The sequence below is a fragment of the Liquorilactobacillus sucicola DSM 21376 = JCM 15457 genome (genome assembly GCF_000612445.1).
In the GTDB taxonomy this organism is placed as follows: domain Bacteria; phylum Bacillota; class Bacilli; order Lactobacillales; family Lactobacillaceae; genus Liquorilactobacillus; species Liquorilactobacillus sucicola.
In genome coordinates this window covers 68,226-94,922 of the sequence record NZ_BALC01000003.1, presented here as the reverse complement: position 1 = coordinate 94,922, position 26,697 = coordinate 68,226, and the positions used below count along the sequence as shown (strand labels likewise).

The following is a 26,697-nucleotide window of genomic DNA, read 5'->3' as shown; positions in this document are numbered from 1 at the left end:
AATGCCCCTTTTAAAAAAATACTGTATTTTTTACAAACCGGACGATCTATCTAGTTCTAGTCAGCATCATCGTAATACGTAATATCATCGTACTTCTGTCCCTGCTGTTTTTTGGCTAAATCAACTGAAGCATAATAAGTTTGTGAACACCAAGCACCAGCTCCACCAGCTTCCACCATAACATCAATATTTTGTCCAGCGACATTTTCTTGCTTGACACCGTAGTACTCACCGTCACCAGCTGTTTGGTTCCACCCTCTAACATTCAGAAAATCAATTCCACGAATATTCCCCATGCTGGCGTTGCCCAATCATCATGTTGCGGCTCTTGGGATGGGTCAATATTATTATCTCGTGTGTGCAGATAGATTTTGGAACCGCCGGCTGTCAATGTATCATCAGTAATTGTGACTGTATTAAGTTTTCCATCATCATCATAACCATACCACGTCCGCTTCAGAGCGGCTGGAACAATTGAAACTGTTTTTTGACTATTGCTCTGACTACTTGAGGTTGGTGCCGTTGCACTTTGTCCCTTAATAATGTTGGCAAAGCCTGTACTTAAAACCTTGTTTTCTGTTTGTTTGAAATGAATCAAATGATCGGGCATCCCCTGATTTTGTTGTGTAATCAGCACTTCAGGCTGCCCATTATGTAGCGTAAAAATGTATAAGTGTTCGCCCATGTTCTGCACATATTCGGCATCAGAATAGACGGCGACCACTTCATATTCTTTATTACCGCTGCCCGTATCTGACCACTCGACCGAGGCTTGTTGGTCATTGACTGCTGTTGTCTTATTCGCCAGTTCATCAGGATACTTCGCACCATAGAAATTAACGTTCTTGGCAGGTGTGTAACTCTCATATTGCTGGTCCATCGTTTGCTGCCACTGATCCATAAATTTGCGCAGTGCAGCCGCTTTGGCACCGTTCCAACGAGTTGTTTCATGCTTGGTGGAACTACTGCTTGAACTAGAAGAAGCCGCACGGTGCTGTGTCTTCTTACTTGAAGCCTTGACTGCTTTTTTCTGCGTAGACGAATTTTTGTTGTCTTTGTTGGCAAAAGTTGGCTGACTGTTGGAGCTGCAGGCGGTGAGTAAAAAGACACTCATTAATAAAACTACTACTGTTTCTCTTTTCAAACTATCACCTCAATTTTTTATTACTACATTATCTCTCCTTCAACAATAATTGGATCACTTTCAAGGCCTTTTTTTAAAGCTTTTTCTAATTTCATACCCATGGGTTTAAATGATATAAACGTCAAACCACCTGAAACTATTCCTCCAAGAACAGGTATAGCCTTTGTTAAAAATTTTCCGGTAGACTGTTTGGTAATTTTAATTCCTATAGCATTTCCCACTTTTTTTAGTATAGGATACCAAGCCGTTTGTGTAACAGCTGTCTTGGCAATCTTTTTTTCTGCGGTGCCACCAAACCTTCTAGAGACAAACATTAGTCCCGAATTAGCACTCGAAACTCCCAGCATAATACCTAAGTAAATTATTAAGGCTTCCTGCCCATTCTCAGTTAGTTTGTTATTTTCACTAAATAACTCATCCTTGCCAAACAAATAACATAGTTGCTGAGCCAAATGTATTGCGAAGCCAAAATACTGTATTATATCTGCTCCCGCTGATGCAGATGCGGTCACAGGATTAGATGGCAGCCCTGCCAAAAACGAAGTTCCTGCTGTTTCAAGTATATTCTTTTTAATTAACTTATTAGCTCTCATTTCCAATTCATCTGGCGTATATACTGATTGTGGCCCTTCATGAATTATTTTATACAGTCTTTCATCACTAACTTCAGAAGACTCTCTACTCAGAAATTCTTTTCTATTTACACGTACTAACGGCATACTTACTACTTTTCCAATAAGACTTACTGTTTTGTTATAATTTTTATCCGTTATACCGTTTACTTCCACTTAAAAGACCACACAATGTAATAATACTAATTTATTTTTACCACTTGTTACTCAGTAAAAAAACGCCCCTAAGCCAAGCTTAGCAAGACGTTTTCTGCTACATTATTTTATTTCAGTTGTAATCTGTGTCCATGCATCAAGCAGCTCCGTCAGCATCTTAACAACTGGCGGCAGCAAGGTTTTATCCTTATTAATATTAGCTTTAACAAGCTGTTCATTCATAAAATCATACAGTGATTCTAAATTGGCTGGGACATCACTCTCAACCTCAGTATTAAGTGAGCCCTTAAGCTCCATTAAGATATCTTGGGCACGGACTAGTTCTTTATGCGCTTTTTTAGGATCATCGTTCTCAATCGCAAGACCAGCGATCTTAACACTCTTAATTGCGCCTTGGTAAAGCATCTCGATCAATTTGTTTGGTGAAGCACTGATTACTTGGTTTTTTAGATAACTATCCTTGGCATTTTCATAACCCATTCTTTATTTCCACTCCTTAAAAGTCAACATCAATAAGGGATGCCCCTTGTTCTTGCTGCAAATACGTTCTGATCGTGCTGTTTGGTTTATTCAACTGTGCATACTGTTTTACCAGCTGCCCCTTCTTAGCTGAGAGAACATGCACTAGTTTACCATACTGTCCCACGATTCGGTCAACGACTTCTTTTTCAGGATCAGTTAACTTTTTAAGCGACAAACCATCCAAAACAACAATCATTGCTTGTGCTTCCTTGAGAATACTTTCAGCCTGTTCAAGGCTCTTCTCATCCCAAGAGCTCAACAAATCAGCTAATTTTTGCAATTGACTCAGCAACTGCTCGTCTTCCGTTGTTTTCATTTTTATCACCTAATCTTTAACTAGACATTGAGGATGTTTGACTTGTGAAGTAGTTCATCTGTGATTGGGCTTCCATCATAGCCTGATCAAGCCGGGTAAACATATCAACATACTGCGTCTTTTTCGCCTCTAACATTGTATTAAAACTATCGATCTGCTTGTTCAGGTCTTTAATGCTAGAGTCATACCCAGCAGACTTGGTCGCAATGACACCCTTGTTAGCTGAACTATCAACCAGGTAAGTATTAAGCATCTTAGACAAGTCAGCAGCATAACCCGATTCAGAAGTAACTGTCCCAATTGAATTCTTGGTTGATTGATAGAACATATTCTTAACTGCTTCAGGATCATCTGCAACTGCTTTATTCAGCTTATCTTCATCCAACCCAAGAGTTCCTTCACGATCAATAAATGAAATTCCAACTTTATTCGGGTTTAAACTGCTGCCAGCAACATAAGGATTGGTTACCATATTCCGTAAGGAGGATTGCAACCGCATCAATTCACTATCACCGACTAATTTACCAGTTGTATTATCTGATTTGCTAGGATCACCTACATCTAGATCATCGCTAATCAAACTCATTAAGCTGTTATACTGTGATACCAAGTCTTTGACTGCTGAAACAGTCTTAGAAGTATCATTCGTCAATGAAAGTGTTGCGTGGTCGTCACTGACCTTCGAAAGTGTAAAGGTTGTCCCTTCAATGACGTCGCTAACAGTATTCGTGTCACGGGTTACTTGCATGCCATCAAGTTGAAAAATAGCTGACTGCCCTTTAGTAGTTGTCGCTCCAGTTGCTAATCCAAGGCTGGCTGCGGAATCGCCACCAACGCTGATGTCACGCGCACCCATTTTGTTATTCGCCAGAATCAGCCGGTTATCAACCACGCTAGCTTTGATGTTTGAATTACCTGTCTCTTTATTGACCTTAGCTGCAATATCGTTCAATGTGTCTGTGGCACTGATATCGAAGTTAAAAGTCTTAGCTTGACCATCTTTATCTAATTCCGCACTTGTTAGCGTTAATGAGCCGGCAGCTCCAACAGCCGTTTTACTGTTCTTGATATCGAGCCGAGCACCTGTGATCTTACTGGCAGTCGCTAACTGTTCGACCTTTAAATCATAAGTTCCTTCAGCAGCTGCCGTGTCGCCAGTAATTGAGGCGATCGTTGCATCGGAAGTCGTCGCTTTCTTCGTCTGATAAGCATCGTCAGACTGTAAAGCGTTGACCTTGGTTAGAAAGTTATTCAGTCGTGTTTTAACGTCGCTCCAAGCCGTTTTTTGATCAGTTAGAGTCGTAATTTGATTCTGGGCTCTAGTCTTACCGACTGAGTCAGCTTGCAACAGTTGTTCAACGTCGTCAGCCGTTATACCTGAGAATTGCCCTAAAGTACTGCTGATCCCATTAGCGGTTGTAATACTTGCCATCTCTTAATCACTATCCTTTCTTATCGACAACGATCCCCATCTGTTTCCAGATACTGCCGATCACGTCCAGCATTTTGGTTGGTGGTATCTCCTTAATAACATCGTCGTTTTTCATATTAATTAATTGGACATAAGTCCGTCCCGTTGTTTTATGCACTCTGAAACGCATGCGAACATCACGGCCTAAGAGGTGCTTATTCATCTCATCAACAGCTTGCTCTAATTGAGCCTGTGGAATTGCTTGGAAAGCCGCATCACTTTTACTATCGGCCTCAGGCTTAGGTGCGACCTGTTCGCTGTCTGGCTTGTCCTCACCCTTATCGGACAAGAGGTCCTGTGCTAAGCGTCGCAGATCTAAGTTAGCACCATCTAAATCATTATCAGTCTCAATTGGCTGAACCCGCGTTGTTGGCGGAACTGGTTGAACTTTTTCAATTTCCATCCATACATCCTCCCCTTCAAAAAGGATAACTTAAAAAAGTTATGTATGCCACAAAAACCGACCGCCGAATATACACGACGATCGGCCTTTGCCAAAAACGAAAATCTGTAATTAAAATTAACCTTGTAACAATGAAAGAACACTGTTTGGCATTGCGTTTGCTTGTGCAAGCATTGATGTTGCTGCCTGTGTCAAGATGTTGGACTTCGTGAAGTTCATCATCTCTTCAGCCATATCAACGTCACGGATACGTGAGTTAGCTTCAGATAAGTTTTCTTGTGTCGTACCCAAGTTGTTAACCGTATGTGTCAAACGGTTTTGAGCAGCACCCAAGTCAGCACGTTGGTCAGAAACTGTTTTGATAGCTGCATCAATGCTTGTAATTGCTTTAGAAGCATTAGTGCGGCCACCCTTATCAGCATCAGCAACGGCAGTATCATAATTACCTTGTGCGGTTGCTAGAGTTGCTTTGTCTGAATCAGCTTTTGGAGAAGCATCATATGTTGTTTGAGCTGTATCTAATGCTGTTTTTGCATCAGTTACCGCCTTAAGATCGTCTGAACTTGCATCCAATGTTACTTTAGACGTAGCATCTTTTTCATTCAAAAGTGTTGCTGCATCCATTTTACCAATTGTAACATCCATTGTTTGACCAGCGTTAGCACCAATTTGGAAAGTGAATGATTGATCTTTTTGATCCAATAATTTTTTCGTATTAAATTCTGTTGTGTTACTGATACGATCAATTTCGTCATGTAAAGCATTGAATTCTTTATTAACAGCAGCACGATCATCTGAACTCAATGTTCCGTTAGCGCTTTGAACTGAAAGATCACGCATCCGGCCTAAGATACTATGTGTTTCATTTAAAGCACCTTCAGCTGTTTGAATCAATGAAATACCGTCTTGAGCGTTACGAGTAGCTTGTGTCAAACCACCGATTTGGCCCTTCATTTTTTCTGAAATTGCAAGTCCAGCAGCATCATCCCCAGCTTTGTTGATCCGTGAACCAGATGATAACTTAGCTAATGAGTTGCTTTTTGATGTTGTAGCAGCTGTTAAACGCGAGTATGTGTTTAAAGCAGCAACATTTGTATTAATTCTCATGTTGAATTCCTCCAATAATTGTTTATTTATCTTCTGAGGTTTCCCCCTCATGCTATATGTATCGGACGAAAACGGGGGTGTTTAATTAGTTTTTTGAAAAAAATTGTTTTTTATTGAAAATTTTAAAGTACTTCGTAGTTTTTAAGAGGTGTAAGTAACCATATTTCATATATTCTTAGGGCATGATAGCCTATGGGTGGGATAGAGTGAATTCACGAATTGATCACTCGTATAAATGAACTTGAGCAATCCGTCGCGTTTATGAACTTCCAGTCCTAGCTTGCTGGAAGTCGTATTCTTAAATCTATTGTATTTAAAATTGGTGCTTATCGCGTAAATGCAATCTAATTGCGATACTAGTCTGATTGGGAAGATGCCCCTAGCCTATATCTAGGCTTATATTAAACTAGTCAAGAAAACATGCTAAATCTAATTAATTAAAGTTATTTATAAGTAATACCCCCAAAGCTAAAGTAAAAACTTTAACTTTGGGGGTATTACCCATAGTCAACAGAATTACGTTCAAAATTTTAATGCCCACTGCACACTAACTTGTTTATAACTTGCTTCCATTGCTTTGAACAACTTTTTGATACCAATAGAACGAATCTTTTGGAATCCGGTTAGAACTGCCTTGACCTTGATCATCAAGATCAACGTAAATAAAGCCATAGCGTTTACTCATTTGACCGGTTGAAGCGCTAACCAAATCAATACAACCCCAAGGGGTATAGCCCATCAAATCTACTCCATCAGCCACTGCCCCTGCCATCGCTTGAATGTGTCGCCGTAAATAATCAATTCGATAGTTATCATGAACCTGATTGTCAGCCGTTAGTTTGTCAAAGGCTCCTAACCCATTTTCAACAACAAACAATGGTTTTTGGTAACGATCATATAATTGATTCAAAGCAATCCGCAATCCGGTTGGATCAACCTGCCATCCCCAATCGCTAGTTTTTAAAAATGGGTTGCTGACACCACCAATTAAGTTTCCAGCTGATGTAGCCACATCTTGATGCGTAACATCCGTTACAGTCGACATATAGTAACTAAAACCGATGTAGTCGACCGGATAATCTTTCAATAGTTGCAAATCTTCTTCTGTAATCTTAAGTTTCTGCGGATCAACTCCATGTGCTTGCAGCATCCTGCCAGTCGATGATGGATACTCGCCTCTAACCTGTACATCAGTACAAAAAAAGTTAAAGTCTTGCATTTGTTGTAAATTAGCTAATTGATTCCTCGGATCAGCATCATATGCATAGCTAGTCGCATATAAAACCATGCAGCCTATCTGTAAGTCTGAATTTAACCGATGGCCAATCTTAACTGCTAATGAACTGGCAACAAATTGATTATGCCATGCTTGAACAATGTTAGTAAAATCTTTTGCGCCATTACTTGGTACTAATCCTTGACTCATTACTGGAAAATGAAATGCTGAATTAATTTCGTTAAAAGTCATCCAATAATGAACTTTCTGATAATACCGTTCTAGAACCACTTTTGCAAAGCGTTCATAAAACAAAATTAATTGACGATTCTTCCAACCACCATATTTTTTTGCCAAATTCAGTGGCATTTCATAATGTGAAATAGTGATTACTGGTTTAATTTGATATTTCAAGCACTCATCAATTAATTGATCATAAAACTTTAAACCGGCTTTATTGGGCTCGATTTCATCTCCTTGAGGAAAAATTCGCGCCCATGCAATTGAAAAACGATAGCATCTAAATCCCATCTCAGCAAATAATTTAATGTCTTCCTTAAAGTGTTGATAATGTTCAATACCACGGTGATTTGGATAATGATACTTATCCTCATCAATTTGCCAGTTAAACTCTGGTTGACTAGCAATTGCGAAACGCTCATTTCCTCCTGGCAAGGCATCTGCAATTGATGGACCCTTACCAGCTTGATTCCAAGCTCCTTCCAATTGATTAGCCGCTGTTGCTCCGCCCCACAAAAAATCCTTTGAAAACACAGGTGTTGTTGGTGAATTAAAATCAAACATTAAAATTTTCCCCCTTGATCAGCAACTACGTTCTGGTCCACTTTTTGCAATAAACTATAAAGTGCTCCATAAAGGTTAGCACTATTTTCAAACCTAGCCTTTTTTATTTGCGGTCGTACTAAAGTTTGTTTTACCAATGGCAATTCTAGTAACATTTTGTCATATTCTTCATTAATTATTTTGACTACTAGCGGTTGACTGCTGATACCCCCACCAATTGCGTATGTTGTCAAATCAAGTACACTTTGAACATTTAAAATCAGATAAGCAACTCGTTGACAATAGGCTCGGAAAATTTCCCAGGCTACTGGATTCTTCTGATTAAGCTGCTCAAAGATAGCTATTCCGTCCTTTTTATTTGGCAAATTCAGTTTCATCGCAATTCTTTCAACCATTTTAACTGCTGAGCAGCTCATACCTACTAACTTATCATTACCTGACAACTGAAAATTATTAACCATGAAACTTAACTCTCCAGCCTGAAAATGACTTCCTTGCAACAAATGATTATTAAGAATAATACCACCTCCAACTCCGGTACCAAGGATGATTGCTGCTGAATCAGGTTGGCCTTGCAAAACTCCAAGCCAAAATTCAGCTAATGCACCTGCTTTGCCGTCATTTTCAACTCCCACTGGTAATTCCCCAAACTCTAACTGGATTAACTTTTGAAAATTCAATTGATTTAAAAATGGTAAAGCTCCGCCATGATAGACAATTCCACGCTGTGAATCGACTTGACCAGGAACGCTAAGTGCTACTCCAAAAATTTTTGAACGATAAGCCGCAATAATTTTTTTTAATTCGGCCACAAAAGATGCTTTTTCAGTGGGTGTAGCAAGTTGTCGTTTAAAAAGCAAATTGCCCGAATGATCAATCAGTCCATACTTTAGATTAGTTCCACCAATATCAATGCTCAGGTAATTGCGCATAAAATTTCTCTCCTCTTAGCCTTGTTACAAATATCTATTTATTTTTTTCTGCCGGTAAGTATTTTCTAAGCAGATATGCTGGTGTGCAGCTCCAAGCATGGCAATAACTGTTGATAGCCATGCTATTATATGGTGAGAAGTTCGGCTTTTCCGGTTGAAATGCTTCCCAAAATGTATCCGCACCATACTCAAGCATCTTCCCCCAATAATTTTTGATTAGTTCAATTGCCTCTGCTGAATGTTGAGTTTCAAATAGTGCTGTACAGATATGATGGTACATGTATGGAGTTGCAATGCCAGTAACTGGGAACATCTTATTTAAGACTTTTTCCATTAATTCATGATTCTGGTTAGGTGGCAGTACCTTAGCTAATGCCATCCAAACTTGACTAGCAATATTAATCTCCCGTCTGCTTCCACTGACAAACAACCCACATTGCTGATTATACAATTTTTCTGTGGCAAATTTAGTTAATTTATCTAAAACAACTTGATATGGCTCTATAGAAATTTTCATTTTCTGAGCTAACTCAATAAATTGCCTTAACGCATAGATTGTAACGGCTTGCGCACAAGTTGATTTATCAAATTCTTGCGACCAATCAATAAAAATTGGCCACTCAGAATCTAAAACTACCTGTCCTTGCTGATTTACTAATTGCAAAGCCTGTTCAATTTGCTGTTGAGCTATTGGAAACAAATCTTGCAATACTTCAGTATCATGATAATGCGTAAAATAATCAGCTAAAGTTGAAATAAAAAATAAGCTGTAATCATACAAGAAAGTATCATCTGGAATTGGATTATTTTGAGTAAATATATTGGCAGAAATTCTTCCATCTTCTGTAGTTAAACCACCAAATAAATATAGACAACGTTTAACTAATTTCTGATTATCAAAAGTTGCATAATTCGCCAAAGCCTGCAATCTAAGGTCCCCTAACCATAATCGTTGATCACGTTTCGGTCCGTCTTCAAATACATTTTGCATACAATCATGCAAAGTCTTACAACTAACCTGATCAATTTTATCCAATAGTGGGTCACCAGAATTTAGCTCAGCAATTTGTTTTGAGGAAACAGCACTTTCTGCTGTAAACAGTGGCTCACTAAAAGTGACTTTCCATTTTGGAGAGGTGTCCACTACTTCAAGCATAATATACCTGCAAGCATAGCGCCGTGGCAATTTTAATAATGAAGGTAGCACATCTAAATGTAAATATTCTTCGGCTAACCACGAACTGCTTAACAAACCATGGTATTCTTCATGAATAGTCCCTAGTTCAGCTGGCAATTCAGCAAATACAACATGCAGCCATAATGGTGCATCCATCGGTGAACCAATCGAATTAACTTTCACCTGAAAATGTCCAACTTGATGGTCTCCCAGATCCAATACTATTCGATCACCCTTACCCAAAGATAGTCGATCTAATTCAGTAACTTTTTGCGGCTGAGAAACTGCACGATAACCGAATAGCTCTCGCTGGTCAGCAACAACTTTAACTACCTTTTGTGGGACAATTTGTTTGAATAGCAATTTTGGTTTAGTTTGTCGCGCTTTTTTGAGTAATTTAGTATTATTTCTGAATTTAATAGCTGAATTCATTTGAAATTCCATGATTTATCGTCGTCCTTTCCTTAATTATGCTGCATTTTCTTACTTGAATTAATCTTGACAATTACTGTTAGTGAAACGATTGCCAGTACCATCATTAAAAAACCAGCATTTAGAATTGCAATTTTGCCTGAAGTTCCTAGGATCTTACCGGCATATGGTGATAGAAATGAACCCAAGTTGGAACCAACTAAAGCAATTGAAGTATATAATGGTGCTTTCTTCGGCGAAGAGCTTTCACTAATTCGATTGAAGATATAGGGGATAATCATTGCACTAACAATTCCCATTACTACGCACAAAACATACACCATTTCAACACTATGAGCCGTACTGATCAATGCCATACCAATTCCAGATAAAACTAATCCTAGTGGCAATAAATACTTGCGCAACACCTTATAACAATAGCCAAACAAAATTCCTCCAGCGACACTGGCAAAGTTATAAATACTCCATGCATTACTTGCTTGTGTAGCGGTTCCAATCTTACTTTCAACAAAGAATGTTGGTAGTTTGATTGCTAAGACCATAATTGCAATTAAGATCAAAAATGTTAAACCCGCTAAAGTTGCAACTAATATCTTAGAATCATTTTGAATACTCTCCCCTTTAGCTTGAGCTATTTTCTTTTGCTGTTCTTCTTCTTGGCGTTTAATCGCTCCAGTTTTTTCTGGATCTGGAACGAAAAAGATAAATAACAGTAAAGTGGGAACGAATAATAAATATACCCAGTAAGCTGCATGCCAACTGATATTAAGCAACTGTCCTGCAAAATAAGTCATTAACGATGTACCGACCCCAGCTATCGCTGAACGCCAACCCATTAACTTTGCTCTTTCATCCCCAAAAAAGAAAACACCAATTAAGCTAATTGCTAATGGATTAGCTAGACCAATACCAACACCTAAGATTGCACGTGATACTAAAATAACTGTAAAATTAGTTGAAAAGGCTGGCACAATTGAGCCAGCAGTCGCAATTGCTAAGCCTAAAACCGCCGTCTGTTTCTGACCAATTTTCCGAACTACGAAGCCACTAACCAGTACAAAAACGGTTACAAAAATTGAAACTACAGTTGTAATTAATTCAATATTAACTAATGATTCGCTTGAAAATGTTTTAGCCATCCCTGGAATTGTGCCTGTAATTACACTTGCAGCTTGTTCAACGATATTTAATGACAGCAATGCAACAATGATTAATGCATTTTTGAATGAATGATTAGAAGTTGTCATGATGCGTTCTCCTTTTACTTTTTTAAGATGATCATCTATAATGCTATTTTACTTTATTAAAGCGTTTTTAATTGTATAATATTGATTGTATTGGTTCTATATAGTCTACAATGAAAGGGCTTACTAAAAATGAAACAATTGATGACACTACTTAAAGAATTTCACCTAGCTTCAAACATATCGGTTTTTGTTTATGATTATCAAAAGAAGTTAATCAATCAGTTCAAGCAAACTGTTTCTCCTGATTTTCCTGATAGATTTCTCGCCAAAATTGATTTTCCTTTAACAAAAGGTTCCGTAAAAATATTTAGTACCAGTCGTAATGAATGTTTTAGTGTTATTGCACTTACTGAAAACAATTCCAAAATAATTATACTTTGGTGTAACATTCAAACCATTGCAGCTTCGGGTTATTTCCGTGATAGTTTTCCAAGTATTAGTCTTGAAAGACTAAATTCCTACACAAAGATCTTATATTTCATTCTTTTTCAAAAATTGCCGATTATTAAGCAACCTGATTTTATTAGTGATTTTTCGTTTACTGCTGAGGAAAAAGAAGAAGATCTAGATAATGAAAATATTAATATTTATCACAATAGCTACTACAAAGAAAAATTAATGCTTCAATCTTTAGAAAAGGGAATTCTAGTAGAATTTCGCCCTCGACTAGCAGACTTTATCAATAGTGGGACTTTTGGAAAAATGGCAGTTGGAAATGAATTAAGAAATAGTAAAAATTTGCTTATCGCAGCAACAACGCTTTTTACGCGCGCAGCTATTAAGGGTGGAATGCATCCAGAATCGGCATATAAACTAAGCGATCGCTGCGTTCAACGAATTGAACGACTACGAAAAATTGACAGTATTGTTGACTTAACTCAAGAGATCGGAGAAATATTCGTTAAGCGCGTTCGAGCGGCTCAAAATTTTTCCAATTCAAGTTTAATTTTTCTAATCCAAGATTATATTTTCAAGCATCTAACTGAAACAGTCAATTTAACTTTAATGTCGAATCAACTTGGTTATTCGAAAAATTATCTTTGCCGTTCATTCAAACAAGCTACTAACCAGACAATTGTTGAATATGCAAATGAGCAGAAGATTCGTGAAATCCAAAGCCAACTAGTATTTTCAAATAAAACCGTCACTGAAATAGCGACCATGTTAGGCTTTAGTGACCAAAGTTATCTAACTAAACTTTTTAAAAAATACTTAAACACCACTCCAACAAAATTTAGAAAAAGATACCATCTCTAAAAAAACAATCGCAAAATATATCTGCAATTGTCATTTTCCCTTTAAAGTTTGAAAAGAAATTGTCAAAATTAGCATATTCGCTGAACTATAAATTATGTCTTTTATTTTTTAAATCCATCCATTCCCGCCCTTAAAAAGTGCCTATTTACAAGATATTTTGCTTACACCAATTCTAATAAAGAAACTGCAAATTTTGTTCTTGAACCTTTCAAAGAATGGGGTGCTTTGTATAGTTATAAATTTTATAAAAAAACAGTTTCTGAATTTTAAACATTCAGAAGCTGCTTAGCTTGTACGCTTTTTAATTTTTATTCTAGTTGGTAATTTTCATTGATTAACAAAACTAGCTTAAATTTCTAAAAAACCATTCGTCGTTTTACCGCAGGACTTATATTCGTCTATCAACCCTAGTTTTTTAAAAATTGCTTGCTTATAAGCTATTTCAGCATTCCATTCAACGGTTTCAAGAACTTCAGTAGCAGCATGCAGATCAGTGTCAGTAATCAAAACCCCGTGACTATTCAACAAAAAAATATTTTGTTTTGCTTTATCACCCAATTTTAAAAGCTCATCATACACTAAATCTGCAAGTTCTTTAGTACAAGCCTCTCTGTAAGGTAAACATTTTATTTTACCTAAAGGTACATTTACTGATGTCACTTCTGTAAGGTTTGGCATATCTTGACCAATTGTCGCCCAGAACATACTATTTTTTGCATGAGAATGGTAAACAACCCTTATTTGAGAATTGGCTTTATAAGCTCCTCATGCATATTAATTTCTCTTGTAACTCGACCCTCACCAGCTATTTTTTCCCCCGTCTCAAGATCAATAACTAGTATTTGAGAAACGCTCAAATTTGCATACCAAGCTTCAGACATGAATGTTGGTGTCATGATCAGATAATCTTTTCCTGCTTTATATTCATATCCATCATAGCCAAAACTTTCTTTTGGTGTTAGTTTAACCGATATGTTTCCACCAGCAACATTAGTCATTTTCCTTGTGAACATTTCTCTAGCAACCTGCGCTAAATTTCTTCTCTGATCTTCAAAAGGTAATCTTTCTTTCGTCATACAATCATTTAACATTTAGCATATCTCCCTTGCATACATTTTTAATCTCTCTTCTTTTTTAATAATTCATTTAAAATTAATTTTCTTTTTTCTAGTCGTTTATAATAATTTTTTAGTAATATAGGAGATGCCTCTTTACTGAAGGTTATGCTAAAAAATATTAAGACCACACATCCAATTATATTGCCTGTATTTATGGCATAAAAAGTTAAAAAAACATCAACAAATAAAATAATGTGGTACATTATTTTCTGCATAGATTCGGACACAGCTAATTCCCCCTTACCTCTTCACATTACTAAAATCTACTCCATCAAGATCGCTAATAGTAATCTTTTTTGAAGATTTTGATTTGCTTACATTGCTAAAATCTAAACCCTCAATGTCTGCAATTTTTGCATTTGAATAACTTTTCAAATTCTGCTTCTTAGCATCATCTGTTTTACTTTCATCTACAGCAATTTCTCCTAGGTTTGTAACATATCTCTTACTTGGAACAGGAATTTTATTTTGATCAATATACAGCCAGACAAATCCTAATATCCAAGCAATGACCATAATCATTGCCCACCATTTACCATTGAATGCCTGAGCAAAAAACAACCTGAAATCAGGTGCTTCAAATGTTGACCATGATAATTGCTGTCCAGCTTGAACTTTCACGGCACCCGTGGTCTTAGCAAGTTTAGTAATTATTGGCGCAAAGTACGTTGCCCCATATAAAAATATTGGCGTTGTAATTATTCCTAAAGTTATCATTCTCCAAAGATTTGCTCCAGTAAGTAGTAACGCAGCGACGACAAACGATAGGTTAATTATTCCGGCAAAAGGTAACACCGTATTTCCGGGTAGTAGCATAGCCATGACTAATTCAATCGGCACCAAAATAATTACAGTCACCCACAACTCATTTCTACCCGCTAAAATCGGCCAATCTAGACCAATGAAAATTTCCCTTCCCTTAAATTTTTTCTTCATCATTGTATTCATAGCATCCGCTATTGGAGATAGCGCTTCCATAAAAAGCTTTGAAATCATAGGGAATAAAGTCATTGCCGCTGCTGCTTCAATTGCGAGCTTAGCTGATCCTGAAACTGAATATCCAGCACCTAACCCTAAAAGTGCCCCGATAATTGCCCCCATAACAGTGTTATCCCCAAATATACCGATCTTTTTTTGTAATGCATTTGCATCTGCGGGTCGATTCATGACAGGGATAAAATCAAGTAATTTGTTAAGGGGCATCAGTAGCACTGCAAACAAGGCAATTAAATGTGGAACTGTGACTCCAGGAATCCCTGTCAGATCCTCAATATGTCGTTGCCACATATCTCCTCCCTTTAATTCAAAGACAATTTGTATACTTGCAACTAAAAAGCCAAAGATAGCATTGCCTGTTACATAGTAAACTACTACATAAGTGAAAATTTTGTTCCAAACATTCCACATATCTACATTAAGAGTTTTTGTCCAATTAAAAGTTAACATTACAAAATTTATTAACAATAATAACGGGAAAAAAAGAAAAGCTGACTTATATGACCAAGTTATTGCCGCAACACCTGTCCAACCGGCGTCAATTGCATTTAAACTTAAATGAAACAGTTTGGACATTGACTTAGCTGCTGGCGATATTGAATCCATCATATAATTAACTACAAGAGTCATACCACTAAAAGCAACACCTAATGTCAAAGCTGCTTTTACCGCTTTGCTTGTCTTCAAACGGGCTACTAACCCTATAATCAACATGATAATTGGAACAAAAACAGGAGCACCTAAATTCAGAACGTAATTAACCATATCTCTTAAAACACTCATATTTATAACCCTCCCAAATTATGAAGCATGTTTTAGACTAAGCATTGCCTGTACCAAATTTAAAAAAGTTTTATCTCCCTTTGCTCCAGTTAAAATATCGACCCCATTCACATCAGGAATTCCCTCATTATTGCAAATCTCCTGAATTTCCGGAGTAGGTTTTGCTAACCATACGTAAATATCATAATTGTGTAAAACATTTGCTAACTGTTTGAAATCTGTTGCTTCAACTTCCACGCCTGTGACTTTATGCTGTTCTAAAAAAGTCTTAATAGATGCTACTACCGTCTCACTCGTTGCCACTCCGCTCCCACAAGCAACTACAATTTTCATCATATTTGGTTCCTCCTAGAATTTTTTTAAAAAGTATTCATAAATATCTGTTGAACTATTCAGTTTCTTATATTCATTTACAAAACTCTCATCATTCATTAGCTGCATAAACCTTTGTAATAATTTAACTTGAAGATCTTGCGTTTCTTTGACAATTCCTAAAAAGAAAAAGTTTTTTGTCTCCTCATCTTCACCAATCCCCATTTGCTCCACATGAATTAAATTTTTACATTTCACGATGGCAATAAATGGTTTATTAACATTCTCAGGATTTGCATGAGGTAATGCAATGGCTAAATTTTCTGTTAAAATCCCTGTAGGAAATTCGTCTTCACGTTTGTTTAATGCTTTTAAATAACTAGCTTTTACATATCCTTGGTCAAAAAGCAGTTTTGCTACTTTTTCAAATAAATTTTGCCTGTCTGCAGCTTCCACATCAACGAAAATCAAATTTTCATCAAACAACTTATCAAATTCAGACATATCTACGCCTCCACGTTCATATTTTTGAACAATTGTAAACTTTTAAACTTGCAAGATTTAATTTACACTTATATTATAAACCGCTTACATTAGCTTATCAATAGCATATACTAAAAAAATAGTATTGCATGTGTCTTTTTAAAAGTTCATATTAGTTCATTAAAACAATAGCAAATATATGTTATAATTTAAAAAAATACTTGGAGAATTATTTATATGACATTAAATCAAAGCGAACGAGAAAAGAAAATAATAGAAATTCTTATGCGGGAAAAAAACGTGAACGTAAATAATTTAAAAGATTTGTTAAAAACTAGTATTTCAACATTGCGAAGAGATTTAATAGCTCTTGAATCGACAAATATTATAAAGCGTTCACATGGAACCGTTAGTTTGTTACAAAACTCAAACATTGAATTCGCCTATGCTACTAGGAGACAGGCAAATGAAGATATTAAAAACAAGTTATGTAGGAAAGCATCACAATTTATAACAGACAATAGCGCAATATTTTTGGATGCCTCCTCAACTCTTTCTTTCTTGCCAAAATACCTTTCTAATAAAAAAAACCTACACATTATTACCAATAGCATTCATATTGCTCTTGAGGTTAACTACCTAAATAATATCGATTTATCTATTTTAGGTGGAAAAGTTGCTTTTGAATCTGGAGCAGTATTGGGAGGTAAAGCTTTGAGTGATTTGATAAACTATTTCAGACCTGATTTATCTTTTCTTTCATGTAGTTCTATCAATGAACACGGAATTTTTATGGCTGATGAAGAGCAAAATGTTTTAAAAAAAGCAATTCTTCATTATTCAAAGCAAGCAATTTTATTAATAGACCACACAAAATTCGAAAAAAAAGATTACATAATCTTATCAAACTTCAAAGATTATAATATAAATAAAATCATTACTGATATCAAGCCCTCTGAAGAAATTTGTCAATCTCTCAAAGCGAATAACATTAGTTTAGTAACTATATAAAATCAGCCAAGAATAAATTTCCTTTATTCTTGGCTAATTTTTAAAATTCTGTATTACTTTTTATTCAGGCTGATAATTTTCATCAATTATCAAAACTGGTTTAATGGTTTTACCACTGACCGAATCCTGATTAGCCTGATTGATGTCAGCAAACTTATAGAATCTCTCAGTTTTATCAAAATCAAATATTCCTAGCTTATAAAATTCTATCAAGCGCGGAACATCAATTTGCGGAATAGCATCACCCATATTGACACCAACAACTTTACGATCAGAAGTGCAAAGATCATTCCATGAACTCATCGTTATGTTTTGAGCAGTAACTGCAATTAAGGCAGCAGTTCCACCTTGAGCTAATGCATTGATAGCCTGTAGCATTACTGGTTCAATTCCGGTTGTATCAACCGTGAAATCAACTCCGTAACCATTAGTTAGCCTTTGAATTGCGGTAACCGGATCTTCTTCCTTGCTATTAATAGTTTGCGTCGCACCAAGTTCTTTAGCCAAGGCTAACCGTTCAGAAACAACATCAACTGCAATAACTTTTGTACATCCAGAAATTTTACCTGCCATCATTGCTGCTAAACCAACCGCCCCAGTACCAAAAACAGCAATTGTTTGACCGGGTCTTGGTTTTAAGGTATTAAAAACAGTTCCGCTACCAGTAACATACCCACAACCCAAAGGTCCTAATTTGCGCAAATCAAGTTCTTTGTCAACTTTTACCGCATTTCGTTGGTTAACAACTGTGTGTGTAGTAAATGATGATTGGTTGAACATATCACTAATATGCTTGCCGTATTCAGTAAAATGGTCAGTCCCATTTGCTCGAACACCGCTTAAATTATATTTGGCATAACTGCGGCACTGAGTTGGAACACCCTTTAAACAATTATCACAAGTACCATCAGAATAAAATGATAAGACTACATGGTCACCAACAGTGAAGCCCTTAACTTGTTGACCAACCTTCTCAACAATTCCTGAACCCTCATGACCTAAAATTACCGGATAACCTAAAGAAGCGTCCCCTTTACGAATTGCTTCATCCGAATGGCAAATACCACTGGCAACCATCTTAACTTGTAAATCCGTCGGACCCATCTCGGCTAATTCAATATTGTTCTTCACAACAAATGGATCACCCATTTTTTCAACTACTGCTGCTCTGATTTTCATATTACATCCTCCTAAAATTTGTGAATTAACTAACTACCTACAGATATTATCTGCAATCGAGTAACCGTTTTCAATATCAAAAATACATTTAGAAAGTACTAAATATACAGGTGGGCTAAACTTGAAAATACCATTAGTCTTAAAAAACAAAGATGGTGACAATAAATAGATGTCTACCGTCGAAAGCAGTTTTATATCCAAACCAAAAATTTTAAAAAAAATAAAGCCTATCTGTTGATCTGGCTTTATTTTTTAATTTATTTAAATGTTTTAGTTACAAAAACTTTGGATTTGCGGTCACGTTAAATGCAGCTGCTAATTCACGCAATTGATTATCGGTAATTGATTGTTTTATTTTGCCGCCCTGGGCTCCAATTTGCGAATAAATAGTAGCTGCTTTTTCGACTGTTTCAATCAATCCAAAAGTCTCATCTAAGTCAGCACCTACTCCAAAGATTCCATGATGCGGCCACATAACTACTCGAAAATCTTGCATTTTTGTAGCAGTTGCGCGCCCAATATCAGTAGTACCTGGAGTCATATATGGGATAACGCCGATTCCTTCAGGAAAAACGACTAACGATTCGGCCTGCATTTTCCAAAGCAAGCGAGAAATCTGTGCTTCATCCAACTCTTGTGTAAATGACAGAGCAATCAAGTTGGTTGGATGGCAGTGCATCACCACTCGTTGTGTTGGATCGATCTTCAAGCGTTCAATATGTGTCATTAAATGACTTGGAAATTCTGATGTTGGTAAACCACCATCCTCAAAGCCCCATAATAACTTCGCCTTCTGCCCATCATCTGTAATCTGAACCAACCCCAGATCCAGTGTTGATTGATTAATTACGTTACGAAAATACCGACCTGTTCCTGTTACTAAAAAATATTCTCCCGCTAATGGGGAAGCGTTAAAACCGAGTGCCAATGTCTTTTTAATATCCTTAACATCTTCAAAATCCTTTAAATCCACAGCATCAATTCTTAATGAAATGTTTCCCCCATTACGTTCATCCCAACCATCTGTATAGGACTCATGTGTAATTTCACTAATTTTTTTTACAAATTTTGAATCAACAAATTTTACCATTATGTTTCCCCCTAATGCCTAATTCTTTGATTAATTGCGTTTGAACAAAATATTCTTTTCGTACTGGTGGATATTGCTCAACCAATCTGTTCCAACCGGAGTGCCATTTTGTAAACAAAATTCATCCCAAACTGCACCAAATGGATATGATTTCAATTCTTCAGTAACTGCTAAACGTGTAGTAAAGTCATAGTTGAGTTCAGATTTCTTTAATTGATCAATTGGTGCCAGCATTGCCTGCAGCAAAGCTTTCTGAGTTGCTCGCGCACCAACTACCCAAGCAGCCACCCGATCAATTGTTGCATCAAAGAAATCCAACCCAATATTTGTCCGCCCCAGCTGATTATCTCGAACCAACGAACGTGTAATCCGTAATAAAGCATCATCCATGACTACAACATGATCGCTATCCCACCGTACTGGACGTGAAACATGTAACATCAAACCTTTACCAAAGGGCATAAATGCTGAGAACTTATCCGAAACGTCTTCTGTTGGATGCCAATGACCAGCATCAATCGTCCACAACTTATCACGGCTAATAGCATAGTTATTGTAGAACAAGTGTGAGCCAACCGTGTACGATTCAATTCCCGTTCCAAATAATTTTCCTTCAACCGCTTCAATTGTGTTGTTTTCATCATATTTCTTAGCAAATATTTCATCTAACGAATCTATCAGGCGTTCACGCGGACTTTGCTTATCAATTGGATTATCTTTAAAACCATCAGGAATCCAAAAGTTATTAACTGATTTTTGACCGAGTTCTTTACCAAAATAGTTTGCAATTTCACGTGACTTTTTGCCAACTTCAATCCAATAATCACGAATTTCTTTTTCTGGGCTGGCTAAGGTGAAATTATGTTTTACTTTAGGATGTGAGAAGAATGTCGGATTCATATCGAGTCCGATGCCTTCCTTTTTAGCCCAATCAACCCAATATTGGAAGTCTTCTGGACCAACTTCATCAAAATCCTTTTTCTGATCAGTCACAGCATACAAAGTATGCAATTGAACCTTGTGTTTACCTGGAATCAAAGTCAATGCTTCGTGTAAATCTGACGTTAGTTCGTCTGGTGTTCTCGCGATTCCGGGATAGTTTCCACTTACTCCAATTCCACCAGTTAATTCCTGATCTGGATTCAAAAAGCCATGAATATCATCACCTTGCCAGCAATGCATTGAAAGTTTAACTTTTTTTAGTTGCTCCATAGCTGCATCAGTATCCACTCCCAATTCTGCATATCTTTCCTTAGCTACCGCATAGGCTTTTTCAATATTCTCTGATTTAACCATTTTTAAATTCCCCCTTTAATCTAAATGAAATACTTCGTGTAAATTCAACGTTACCGGGCTTTGATTAATATTAGTGTCCATAATTGGTTCCATGTAAGCCCACCACTCCTTACATGCTTCTGAGCCTGCAATAGCATCATATTTTTCAACATTATCAACTTCTAAATAAGCAAATAAATTACCAGTCTTTTTGTCAAGAAAAATTGAATAATTATGAGCGCCTGCTTCTTTCAAAGCTTTCCTCATTTCAGGAAAGAGGTTATTATGACGTCGCTCATACTCTTCATATTGATCAGGATAAACATGCATCAATTGTCCCATTCTAACTGTCATCTTTTTCTCCTTTCGAAGCTACTTTTTAAAAATCTCTGATAAACCTGTAAAATTTCTGGATATTTATCATTTTCTGGCCTAAATTCTTTGATATTAAATGAATTTGCTATTATTCTCCTAGCAAGATATACATTTAAAATGTCTCCTTTCGTAATCATTTGTACCATGATGTTTCCAATTGCAGTTGCTTCACTCGGACCAGCATAAACGTTAACTCCGCTAATCGTAGCTGTTAGCTGATTCATCAATTCAACATTCGAACCGCCACCCACAATATTCAAGCTATCAATGTGATAACCTAGAATATGATCTAAAATTGATAATTCATTTGCATAGTAAAGTGAAAGATTCGAATAGACAGCCATTGACAATTCACCTGGTGTCTGAGGAACTTTTTGTTTTGTTTCTTGACAATACTTTTTAATTTCCTCAATCATATTGGACGGATTTTGAAATCTCTCATCATTAACATCAATCAACTGTTGAAAAGGTGGTTCTTCTTCAGCTAATTTTGCAAGCTCTGCAAAACTATACTGATCTCCAAGTTCTTGTTTAATGTTTTGAATAAGCCAAAGGCCCATAATATTTTTGAGAAAACGATAAGTTCCGTATGCTCCCCATTCATTGGTGTAATTTTGTTTGAAAGCTACTTCACCATTTTCGGGTATGTTAAGTTCTGCCCCAATTAAGGACCAGGTTCCTGAACTCAAGTAGGCCCACTTTTGTCCGATGCCTGGGGCTCCTATAACAGCCGATGCAGTATCATGCGTTGCAACGGTTATTACCTCAGTTTTTGGCAAATCATACTTTTCACTCAACTCCGATTTAACCTCACCTAAAATTGTTCCAGCTTCGACTAATTTAGGAAATTGGCTCTGTTTAACATTGACCTTCTCCAACAAATGATCATCAAATAACCCTTCACGTAAACTAAGCATTTGAGTAGTAGAAGCATTAGTTACTTCTGTAACTGCCTTTCCTGTTAATGCGTAACCAATATAATCTGGAATCATCATAATTCTAGCGGTCTTTGCTAAAAGATCCTTATCTTCTTCAAATAACTGATATAGTGTATTAAAATCTAAGAATTGAATTCCGGTTTTTTGATAAATATATTCTTTAGAAAGGTCTGTGGTTAACCGTTCAATACTTCCTTGCGTCCGAGTGTCTCGATAAGAAATTGGATCTTGTATTTTTTCGCCCTGTTCATCGACTAAGACATAGTCAACTGCCCAAGTATCGATCCCCAGAACAACGTCTGATAACCAGCTTTTTTGATTTTACTTAAGCCAATCAAAATTTCTTTGATTAAACCATCAACATTCCAGCGATCATGTCCTTTATCATGAATAAATCCATTTTTAAAACGATGAGCTTCTTTCATAACAAGTTTAGAATCAACCAAATTAGCAAGCATTAACCGTCCACTAGAAGCTCCAATATCAACTGCAACATATGTCCTAGTCATAAATTGCTCAAATCCCTTCATTTTCAATCTTGTTGATCGCCATAGCGTTCTTTTGTGATTTTTGAAAGTGTTTTTCCACGAGTTTTAGGTGTCCAGATTGTTCCAACTAACAGTGATACAATCAGCAAAACAATCATTGCTGTTCCAGCAATTTTAAATCCCAAATTTGATAAAATCATAGGAAAAATAATTGACCAAATTCCGGCTGTCCCTCGAACAATGAAAAACATAAAGCCTTGTGACCCAGCTCGATATTTTGTTGGAAATAGCTCAACAGCCCATAGTGCATACCATGCTTGAGCTCCAATACCTGCAGAAATTCCCCAAATTATAACGAACGCCCATAAGGCAGCCCATCCGAAACCTATATAAGTCAAAACTAGCCAAGAAATAACTGCCATCACTGCCCCAACAAAGAAAAATGAACGGTGATTTAGTTTGTCCCCTAACAACGCAAAGCCAAAATATCCCGCTAAAGCTGTAAATGCCCACAAAACTGCTTGCAACATATTAGCTTGAGTATTATTAAGCCCACCAACAGTCTCGTAGACAAATGGCATGAAGAAGCCCATTGCTCCAGCAACTAAATTCCAAAATACGTAAACTCCACAAAGGAACAAAATGCTTTTTAGTGAAATCATATTAGAGAACAACTCACGATACGGATGTGACTCTACCGGTGATTCCTTTTCTTTTTTCTTCTGCTCAATCCAATCTTGCGATTCAGGTAATTTTCTTTGCAAGTTCCAAGCAATGAAAGCTACCACAGTTAAAAAGGCGAAAAGAATCCGACTTCCCATCAAGCCCAACGGTGCCAGAAGTGTTCCAGCAACAAAGATTATAACTGGTCCCATAGACCAAGCAAATTGTGAAATTCCAATGTTATGTGCTCGATTAGTATCTCCTGAAGTTTCTCCAATGTAAGTCCATGATGCTGGCACCCCAGCTCCAACGGCAATCCCAGTAACTAAAAAACCTAACAACAACATTGCGAAACTTGTCGAAAAGACAACAATCAATGTTCCTAGCATATAAACCAACATATCGTACGTATAAATCATTTTGCGACCAAACTTATCAGAAAGCCGTCCTCCAATAATTGCTCCTAACGCTGAACCAAAAGCATTTGCGCTTAAAGCTCCCAACAATCCCACTTCAAAGTTTGATAGTCCAAAAGACTTTTGCCATAAGGTTAATCCCGATGCGCCTGCAACGATAGAACCAGAATCTAAAAAGTTTGTTAACGATACTGCCCATGTTGATCCATTTGAACTTTTTTCTGTCATCTCGCCACCCCTTAATAGTTTTGCGGATATCCTCTCTTGTGTACACTGAATATTACACCACTCTGTGTATCCGCTTACAATGGCAAAAAGACAGAACTTAATTAACATATATACATATGAATTTTAAAAAAGGCCTACTGTAATTTGCTAATTACAGTAAGCCTTAGCTTAAATATTAATTAAATTTTGTTGCCGATCAGCCAATGGTTTTTCTTTATAAAAATCGTAATATTTTTTATAGAAGAAACTTTTATTAGAAATACCCACGGCCTCCACTATTTTGCTAATTGGAAGCGAAGTCGACATTATCAATGTATGAGCTTGAGTCATTTTCTTTTGAATAACTACTTCGGAAAAAGATTTGTTAACTTCTTTTTTAAATAAATTACTCAAATAATTTTTATTATATCCAAACATGTTGGCAACTTTTTGTAATGTTATAGTACTATAATTTTTATCAATTTCATCCAATATTTCAATAACTATTTTTCTTGTTTTGCTTTGTGGCTGCTGATCAACAATTTGATAGTCTCGAACCAAATTAGTAACTAGAATGTGGAGATAAGATTTAATAATGGTATCAGAAAATTCTTTTTTTAAAAAATACTCCTCAATTATCTCATCCATGATTTGTGCTATTTTGTTATTTTTAGCCGTTCGAAAAACTAAATAATTTTGTTTTTCATTAGCCTTAATTGGACTTTTTAATAAAAAATCGTATAAAACACTCCTACTACGTCGCAAATCTTTTAAAAAATCAATATTTATATTGGAATTACGAAAGAGAATATTGATTAATAAATCCCTTTCTCCCAGCGTACCGATCGAATGCTCAGCTCCTACATCTAGTACCAGCAAGTCTCCACGATGTAAAAAGATTGGTTTCCCATTAACTACTTGATCAGCATTTCCCTCAAGCATATAATTAATCTCTAAAAAAGTATGTGCGTGTAACGGATAAGGTGCAAACCGATTGTGCTTGCTTACATATATATCCTTATTACGAAAAAAATAATTATTGAGGACCTTGATTTTCTTTTTTTCAGAAAGGTCTTTGCTAAATGCTTTCACTGGCATCTCTTCAAGATAACAAGCATCCTTTTTCTGCTTTTTTTCGAGTGAATTTAATGTATGCAGCATATTTAAAACTCTTTGATTCATAATTTATCCTCCAAAAAAGTAAAGGCTTTCAGAATTAATATAACACAAATTTTATTTTTTTTGCTATAGTTATTAATTTGACAGTGACTATTACTTAAAAGAGGTGGTTAACTCATTTATTTTTCTAGAAAAAGGCTTTTTACTATACACTTATGAAGCTTCATACTATTAGCTTAATTCTACCGAAGTAATGGCAATTTAGCTAAATAAAAGATATCTTCGCTTAATTGTCTCATCTTCAGCTAAAATCGCACATTTATTAATACTATTTGTTCTGCTTGATTCAATATTCTCTCAACCGCTGTTAATGATGTGCCAGTTACAATAACATCGCCAATTAAAGATAGTCGGTTTCTCTGCGATTCTCCAGTATAAAAACAATTATCGTTACTTGGTTATTCTAATTGAATTGGCTGAAATTTTCATTTGCTACCTATACTCTTAATGTAAATAATCCAAAATCGTTGTCTGCATGATTTTTGTCCCCATCGCCAACGTTGCGCGATATGAGGTCATCTGGTTCTGGTACTCCATGTACTTCTGTGCAACATCAACATCTTGTTTATCTGACAAGACATCTGTCAGGTTTGTACGTTCGGTTTCATTTCTTGAGGAAGCTGCCTGCAAACGAGTTGCAATCGTACTGATTTTTGCCTGTGCGGTCGTAAAGTTATCGGTGTAATCTTGGCTTTCTTTCAATAAACTGCCTGACAATGTTTCTTTATCATCATTTTTTAAAGCCGTAATTAGCTTATTGAAATAGCCACTGATATTTTCACCCGTTTGTGCGCTGTCCGTCAAGTTCATCAGTTTCGAACCATCTGCGAACAAATTAACGCCGACACCCTTGGCAATCTCGCGTGGCAAGTCCTGTGCCGTCCCATTGTACTTGATACCAGTGATCTCGCCGTCTTTCTTCTCAACTTCAAACGGAACTGTTGTTGTATTCTGCCCACCAAAAATATAACGTCCGTCAAAGTTAGTATTCAGCGAATCGACCACGCCCGAAATCAACTGTTCGACTTCATCTTTATTAGCCTTAACGGCCTCTGTTGGTGTCGAGCCGTTAGCCGAAGACTGGATCAACGCACTGATTCGCTGCATCGAAGTAGTTACCCCATTCAGAGCAGCGTATTGTGTCTGTGACCACGAGATACCATCCGCGATTGTACTGGAATAAGTCTTATTTTGTGCTAGCGAAACATTAAGATCCATGATTTTCGAGACTAGCAGCGGATTATCTGATGGTTTGCTGACTTCCTTGAAGGATGACAGCTGATTCATCGTTTTTTGAACCTTATTCGTATTCGTTGTTAAGTTTTTAAGAAAGTCATTGTAGGTCATATTATCCGAAATTCGCATATG

25 protein-coding genes and 2 pseudogenes are annotated in these 26,697 nt (G+C 36.6%); 2 read left to right on the top strand and 25 right to left on the bottom strand.

From position 1 onward, the window contains the following. Positions 1–56 precede the first annotated feature (56 nt). The 12 genes from JCM15457_RS05890 to JCM15457_RS05835 form a co-directional block, all read right to left on the bottom strand. Positions 57–296 carry a hypothetical protein gene (locus JCM15457_RS05890; protein WP_034988430.1) on the bottom strand — a complete coding sequence of 80 codons (240 nt, stop codon included), beginning with the start codon at positions 294–296 and terminating at the stop codon, positions 57–59. Continuing rightward, complete coding sequence (locus JCM15457_RS05885) at positions 266–1,144, bottom strand: DUF4767 domain-containing protein (protein WP_051993314.1); 879 nt, start codon at positions 1,142–1,144, stop codon at positions 266–268. Before JCM15457_RS05885 ends, JCM15457_RS05890 begins: the two co-directional genes overlap by 31 nt. 23 nt (positions 1,145–1,167) lie before the next feature. Next, positions 1,168–1,932, bottom strand: coding sequence for a hypothetical protein (locus JCM15457_RS05880; RefSeq protein ID WP_051993313.1), 765 nt, complete (start codon positions 1,930–1,932; stop codon positions 1,168–1,170). Between the two features lie 102 nt (positions 1,933–2,034). Next, a complete protein-coding gene (fliS, locus tag JCM15457_RS05875; protein ID WP_034988429.1) occupies positions 2,035–2,412 on the bottom strand; it encodes a flagellar export chaperone FliS in 378 nt (125 codons plus the stop codon). Between the two features lie 16 nt (positions 2,413–2,428). Next, on the bottom strand, positions 2,429–2,770 hold the full coding sequence (locus JCM15457_RS05870) for a hypothetical protein (protein ID WP_034988428.1): 342 nt from the start codon (positions 2,768–2,770) through the stop codon (positions 2,429–2,431). Between the two features lie 16 nt (positions 2,771–2,786). Then, the gene (fliD, locus tag JCM15457_RS05865; protein ID WP_034988427.1) at positions 2,787–4,202 is read right to left on the bottom strand and encodes a flagellar filament capping protein FliD; all 1,416 of its coding nucleotides are present in this window, start codon (positions 4,200–4,202) and stop codon (positions 2,787–2,789) included. Between the two features lie 10 nt (positions 4,203–4,212). Next, on the bottom strand, positions 4,213–4,644 hold the full coding sequence (locus tag JCM15457_RS11680) for a flagellar protein FlaG (RefSeq protein ID WP_051993312.1): 432 nt from the start codon (positions 4,642–4,644) through the stop codon (positions 4,213–4,215). Between the two features lie 117 nt (positions 4,645–4,761). Continuing rightward, positions 4,762–5,751 carry a flagellin N-terminal helical domain-containing protein gene (locus JCM15457_RS05855; protein ID WP_034988426.1) on the bottom strand — a complete coding sequence of 330 codons (990 nt, stop codon included), beginning with the start codon at positions 5,749–5,751 and terminating at the stop codon, positions 4,762–4,764. 556 nt (positions 5,752–6,307) lie between these two features. Then, entirely contained in the window at positions 6,308–7,771 is a 1,464-nt protein-coding gene (locus tag JCM15457_RS05850) for a glycoside hydrolase family 1 protein (RefSeq protein ID WP_034988425.1), read from the bottom strand. Continuing rightward, the gene (locus JCM15457_RS05845) at positions 7,771–8,703 is read right to left on the bottom strand and encodes an ROK family protein (RefSeq protein WP_034988424.1); all 933 of its coding nucleotides are present in this window, start codon (positions 8,701–8,703) and stop codon (positions 7,771–7,773) included. The genes JCM15457_RS05850 and JCM15457_RS05845 overlap by 1 nt, the downstream gene beginning before the upstream one ends. 34 nt (positions 8,704–8,737) lie before the next feature. Beyond that, entirely contained in the window at positions 8,738–10,324 is a 1,587-nt protein-coding gene (locus tag JCM15457_RS05840) for an alpha-L-rhamnosidase-related protein (protein ID WP_034988423.1), read from the bottom strand. 20 nt (positions 10,325–10,344) lie between these two features. Continuing rightward, a complete protein-coding gene (locus tag JCM15457_RS05835; RefSeq protein ID WP_081778203.1) occupies positions 10,345–11,559 on the bottom strand; it encodes an MFS transporter in 1,215 nt (404 codons plus the stop codon). 129 nt (positions 11,560–11,688) lie between these two features. On the opposite strand from JCM15457_RS05835, the gene JCM15457_RS12380 reads away from it, so the two are divergent. Next, positions 11,689–12,816 carry a helix-turn-helix domain-containing protein gene (locus JCM15457_RS12380; protein WP_235725602.1) on the top strand — a complete coding sequence of 376 codons (1,128 nt, stop codon included), beginning with the start codon at positions 11,689–11,691 and terminating at the stop codon, positions 12,814–12,816. Positions 12,817–13,164: 348 nt separating this feature from the next. On the opposite strand, the pseudogene JCM15457_RS05825 reads toward JCM15457_RS12380, so the two are convergent. The 5 genes and pseudogenes from JCM15457_RS05825 to JCM15457_RS05805 all read right to left on the bottom strand — a co-directional run bounded on the left by JCM15457_RS05825 (position 13,165) and on the right by JCM15457_RS05805 (position 16,529). Next, positions 13,165–13,892: pseudogene (locus JCM15457_RS05825) on the bottom strand (class II aldolase/adducin family protein). A gap of 41 nt (positions 13,893–13,933) precedes the next feature. Beyond that, complete coding sequence (locus tag JCM15457_RS05820) at positions 13,934–14,161, bottom strand: hypothetical protein (RefSeq protein WP_034988422.1); 228 nt, start codon at positions 14,159–14,161, stop codon at positions 13,934–13,936. 13 nt (positions 14,162–14,174) lie between these two features. Further along, entirely contained in the window at positions 14,175–15,713 is a 1,539-nt protein-coding gene (locus JCM15457_RS05815; protein ID WP_034988421.1) for a PTS galactitol transporter subunit IIC, read from the bottom strand. A gap of 18 nt (positions 15,714–15,731) precedes the next feature. Further along, complete coding sequence (locus tag JCM15457_RS05810) at positions 15,732–16,049, bottom strand: PTS sugar transporter subunit IIB (protein ID WP_034988420.1); 318 nt, start codon at positions 16,047–16,049, stop codon at positions 15,732–15,734. Positions 16,050–16,061: 12 nt separating this feature from the next. Further along, on the bottom strand, positions 16,062–16,529 hold the full coding sequence (locus tag JCM15457_RS05805) for a PTS sugar transporter subunit IIA (protein WP_034988419.1): 468 nt from the start codon (positions 16,527–16,529) through the stop codon (positions 16,062–16,064). A 216-nt stretch (positions 16,530–16,745) separates the two neighbouring features. On the opposite strand from JCM15457_RS05805, the gene JCM15457_RS05800 reads away from it, so the two are divergent. Next, entirely contained in the window at positions 16,746–17,519 is a 774-nt protein-coding gene (locus tag JCM15457_RS05800) for a DeoR/GlpR family DNA-binding transcription regulator (RefSeq protein WP_034988418.1), read from the top strand. Between the two features lie 60 nt (positions 17,520–17,579). Here JCM15457_RS05800 and JCM15457_RS05795 read toward each other — a convergent pair whose 3' ends face one another. The 8 genes and pseudogenes from JCM15457_RS05795 to flgL form a co-directional block, all read right to left on the bottom strand. Then, complete coding sequence (locus JCM15457_RS05795; RefSeq protein ID WP_034988417.1) at positions 17,580–18,698, bottom strand: NAD(P)-dependent alcohol dehydrogenase; 1,119 nt, start codon at positions 18,696–18,698, stop codon at positions 17,580–17,582. A 274-nt stretch (positions 18,699–18,972) separates the two neighbouring features. Continuing rightward, the gene (gene rhaD, locus JCM15457_RS05790) at positions 18,973–19,788 is read right to left on the bottom strand and encodes a rhamnulose-1-phosphate aldolase (protein ID WP_034988416.1); all 816 of its coding nucleotides are present in this window, start codon (positions 19,786–19,788) and stop codon (positions 18,973–18,975) included. A gap of 30 nt (positions 19,789–19,818) precedes the next feature. Continuing rightward, positions 19,819–21,084 (bottom strand): L-rhamnose isomerase, encoded by a 1,266-nt coding sequence (locus JCM15457_RS05785; RefSeq protein WP_034988415.1) that lies wholly within the window; start codon positions 21,082–21,084, stop codon positions 19,819–19,821. A 15-nt stretch (positions 21,085–21,099) separates the two neighbouring features. Then, positions 21,100–21,417 carry an L-rhamnose mutarotase gene (rhaM, locus tag JCM15457_RS05780; RefSeq protein ID WP_034988414.1) on the bottom strand — a complete coding sequence of 106 codons (318 nt, stop codon included), beginning with the start codon at positions 21,415–21,417 and terminating at the stop codon, positions 21,100–21,102. Continuing rightward, a pseudogene (gene rhaB / locus JCM15457_RS05775) lies at positions 21,414–22,885 on the bottom strand (rhamnulokinase). The gene rhaM and the pseudogene rhaB overlap by 4 nt, the downstream one beginning before the upstream one ends. A gap of 23 nt (positions 22,886–22,908) precedes the next feature. Continuing rightward, positions 22,909–24,171 (bottom strand): MFS transporter, encoded by a 1,263-nt coding sequence (locus JCM15457_RS05770; RefSeq protein ID WP_034988413.1) that lies wholly within the window; start codon positions 24,169–24,171, stop codon positions 22,909–22,911. Positions 24,172–24,339: 168 nt separating this feature from the next. Then, positions 24,340–25,332 (bottom strand): AraC family transcriptional regulator, encoded by a 993-nt coding sequence (locus JCM15457_RS05765; protein ID WP_034988412.1) that lies wholly within the window; start codon positions 25,330–25,332, stop codon positions 24,340–24,342. A 441-nt stretch (positions 25,333–25,773) separates the two neighbouring features. Further along, the gene (gene flgL / locus JCM15457_RS05760; RefSeq protein ID WP_034988411.1) at positions 25,774–26,694 is read right to left on the bottom strand and encodes a flagellar hook-associated protein FlgL; all 921 of its coding nucleotides are present in this window, start codon (positions 26,692–26,694) and stop codon (positions 25,774–25,776) included. Positions 26,695–26,697 lie beyond the last annotated feature (3 nt).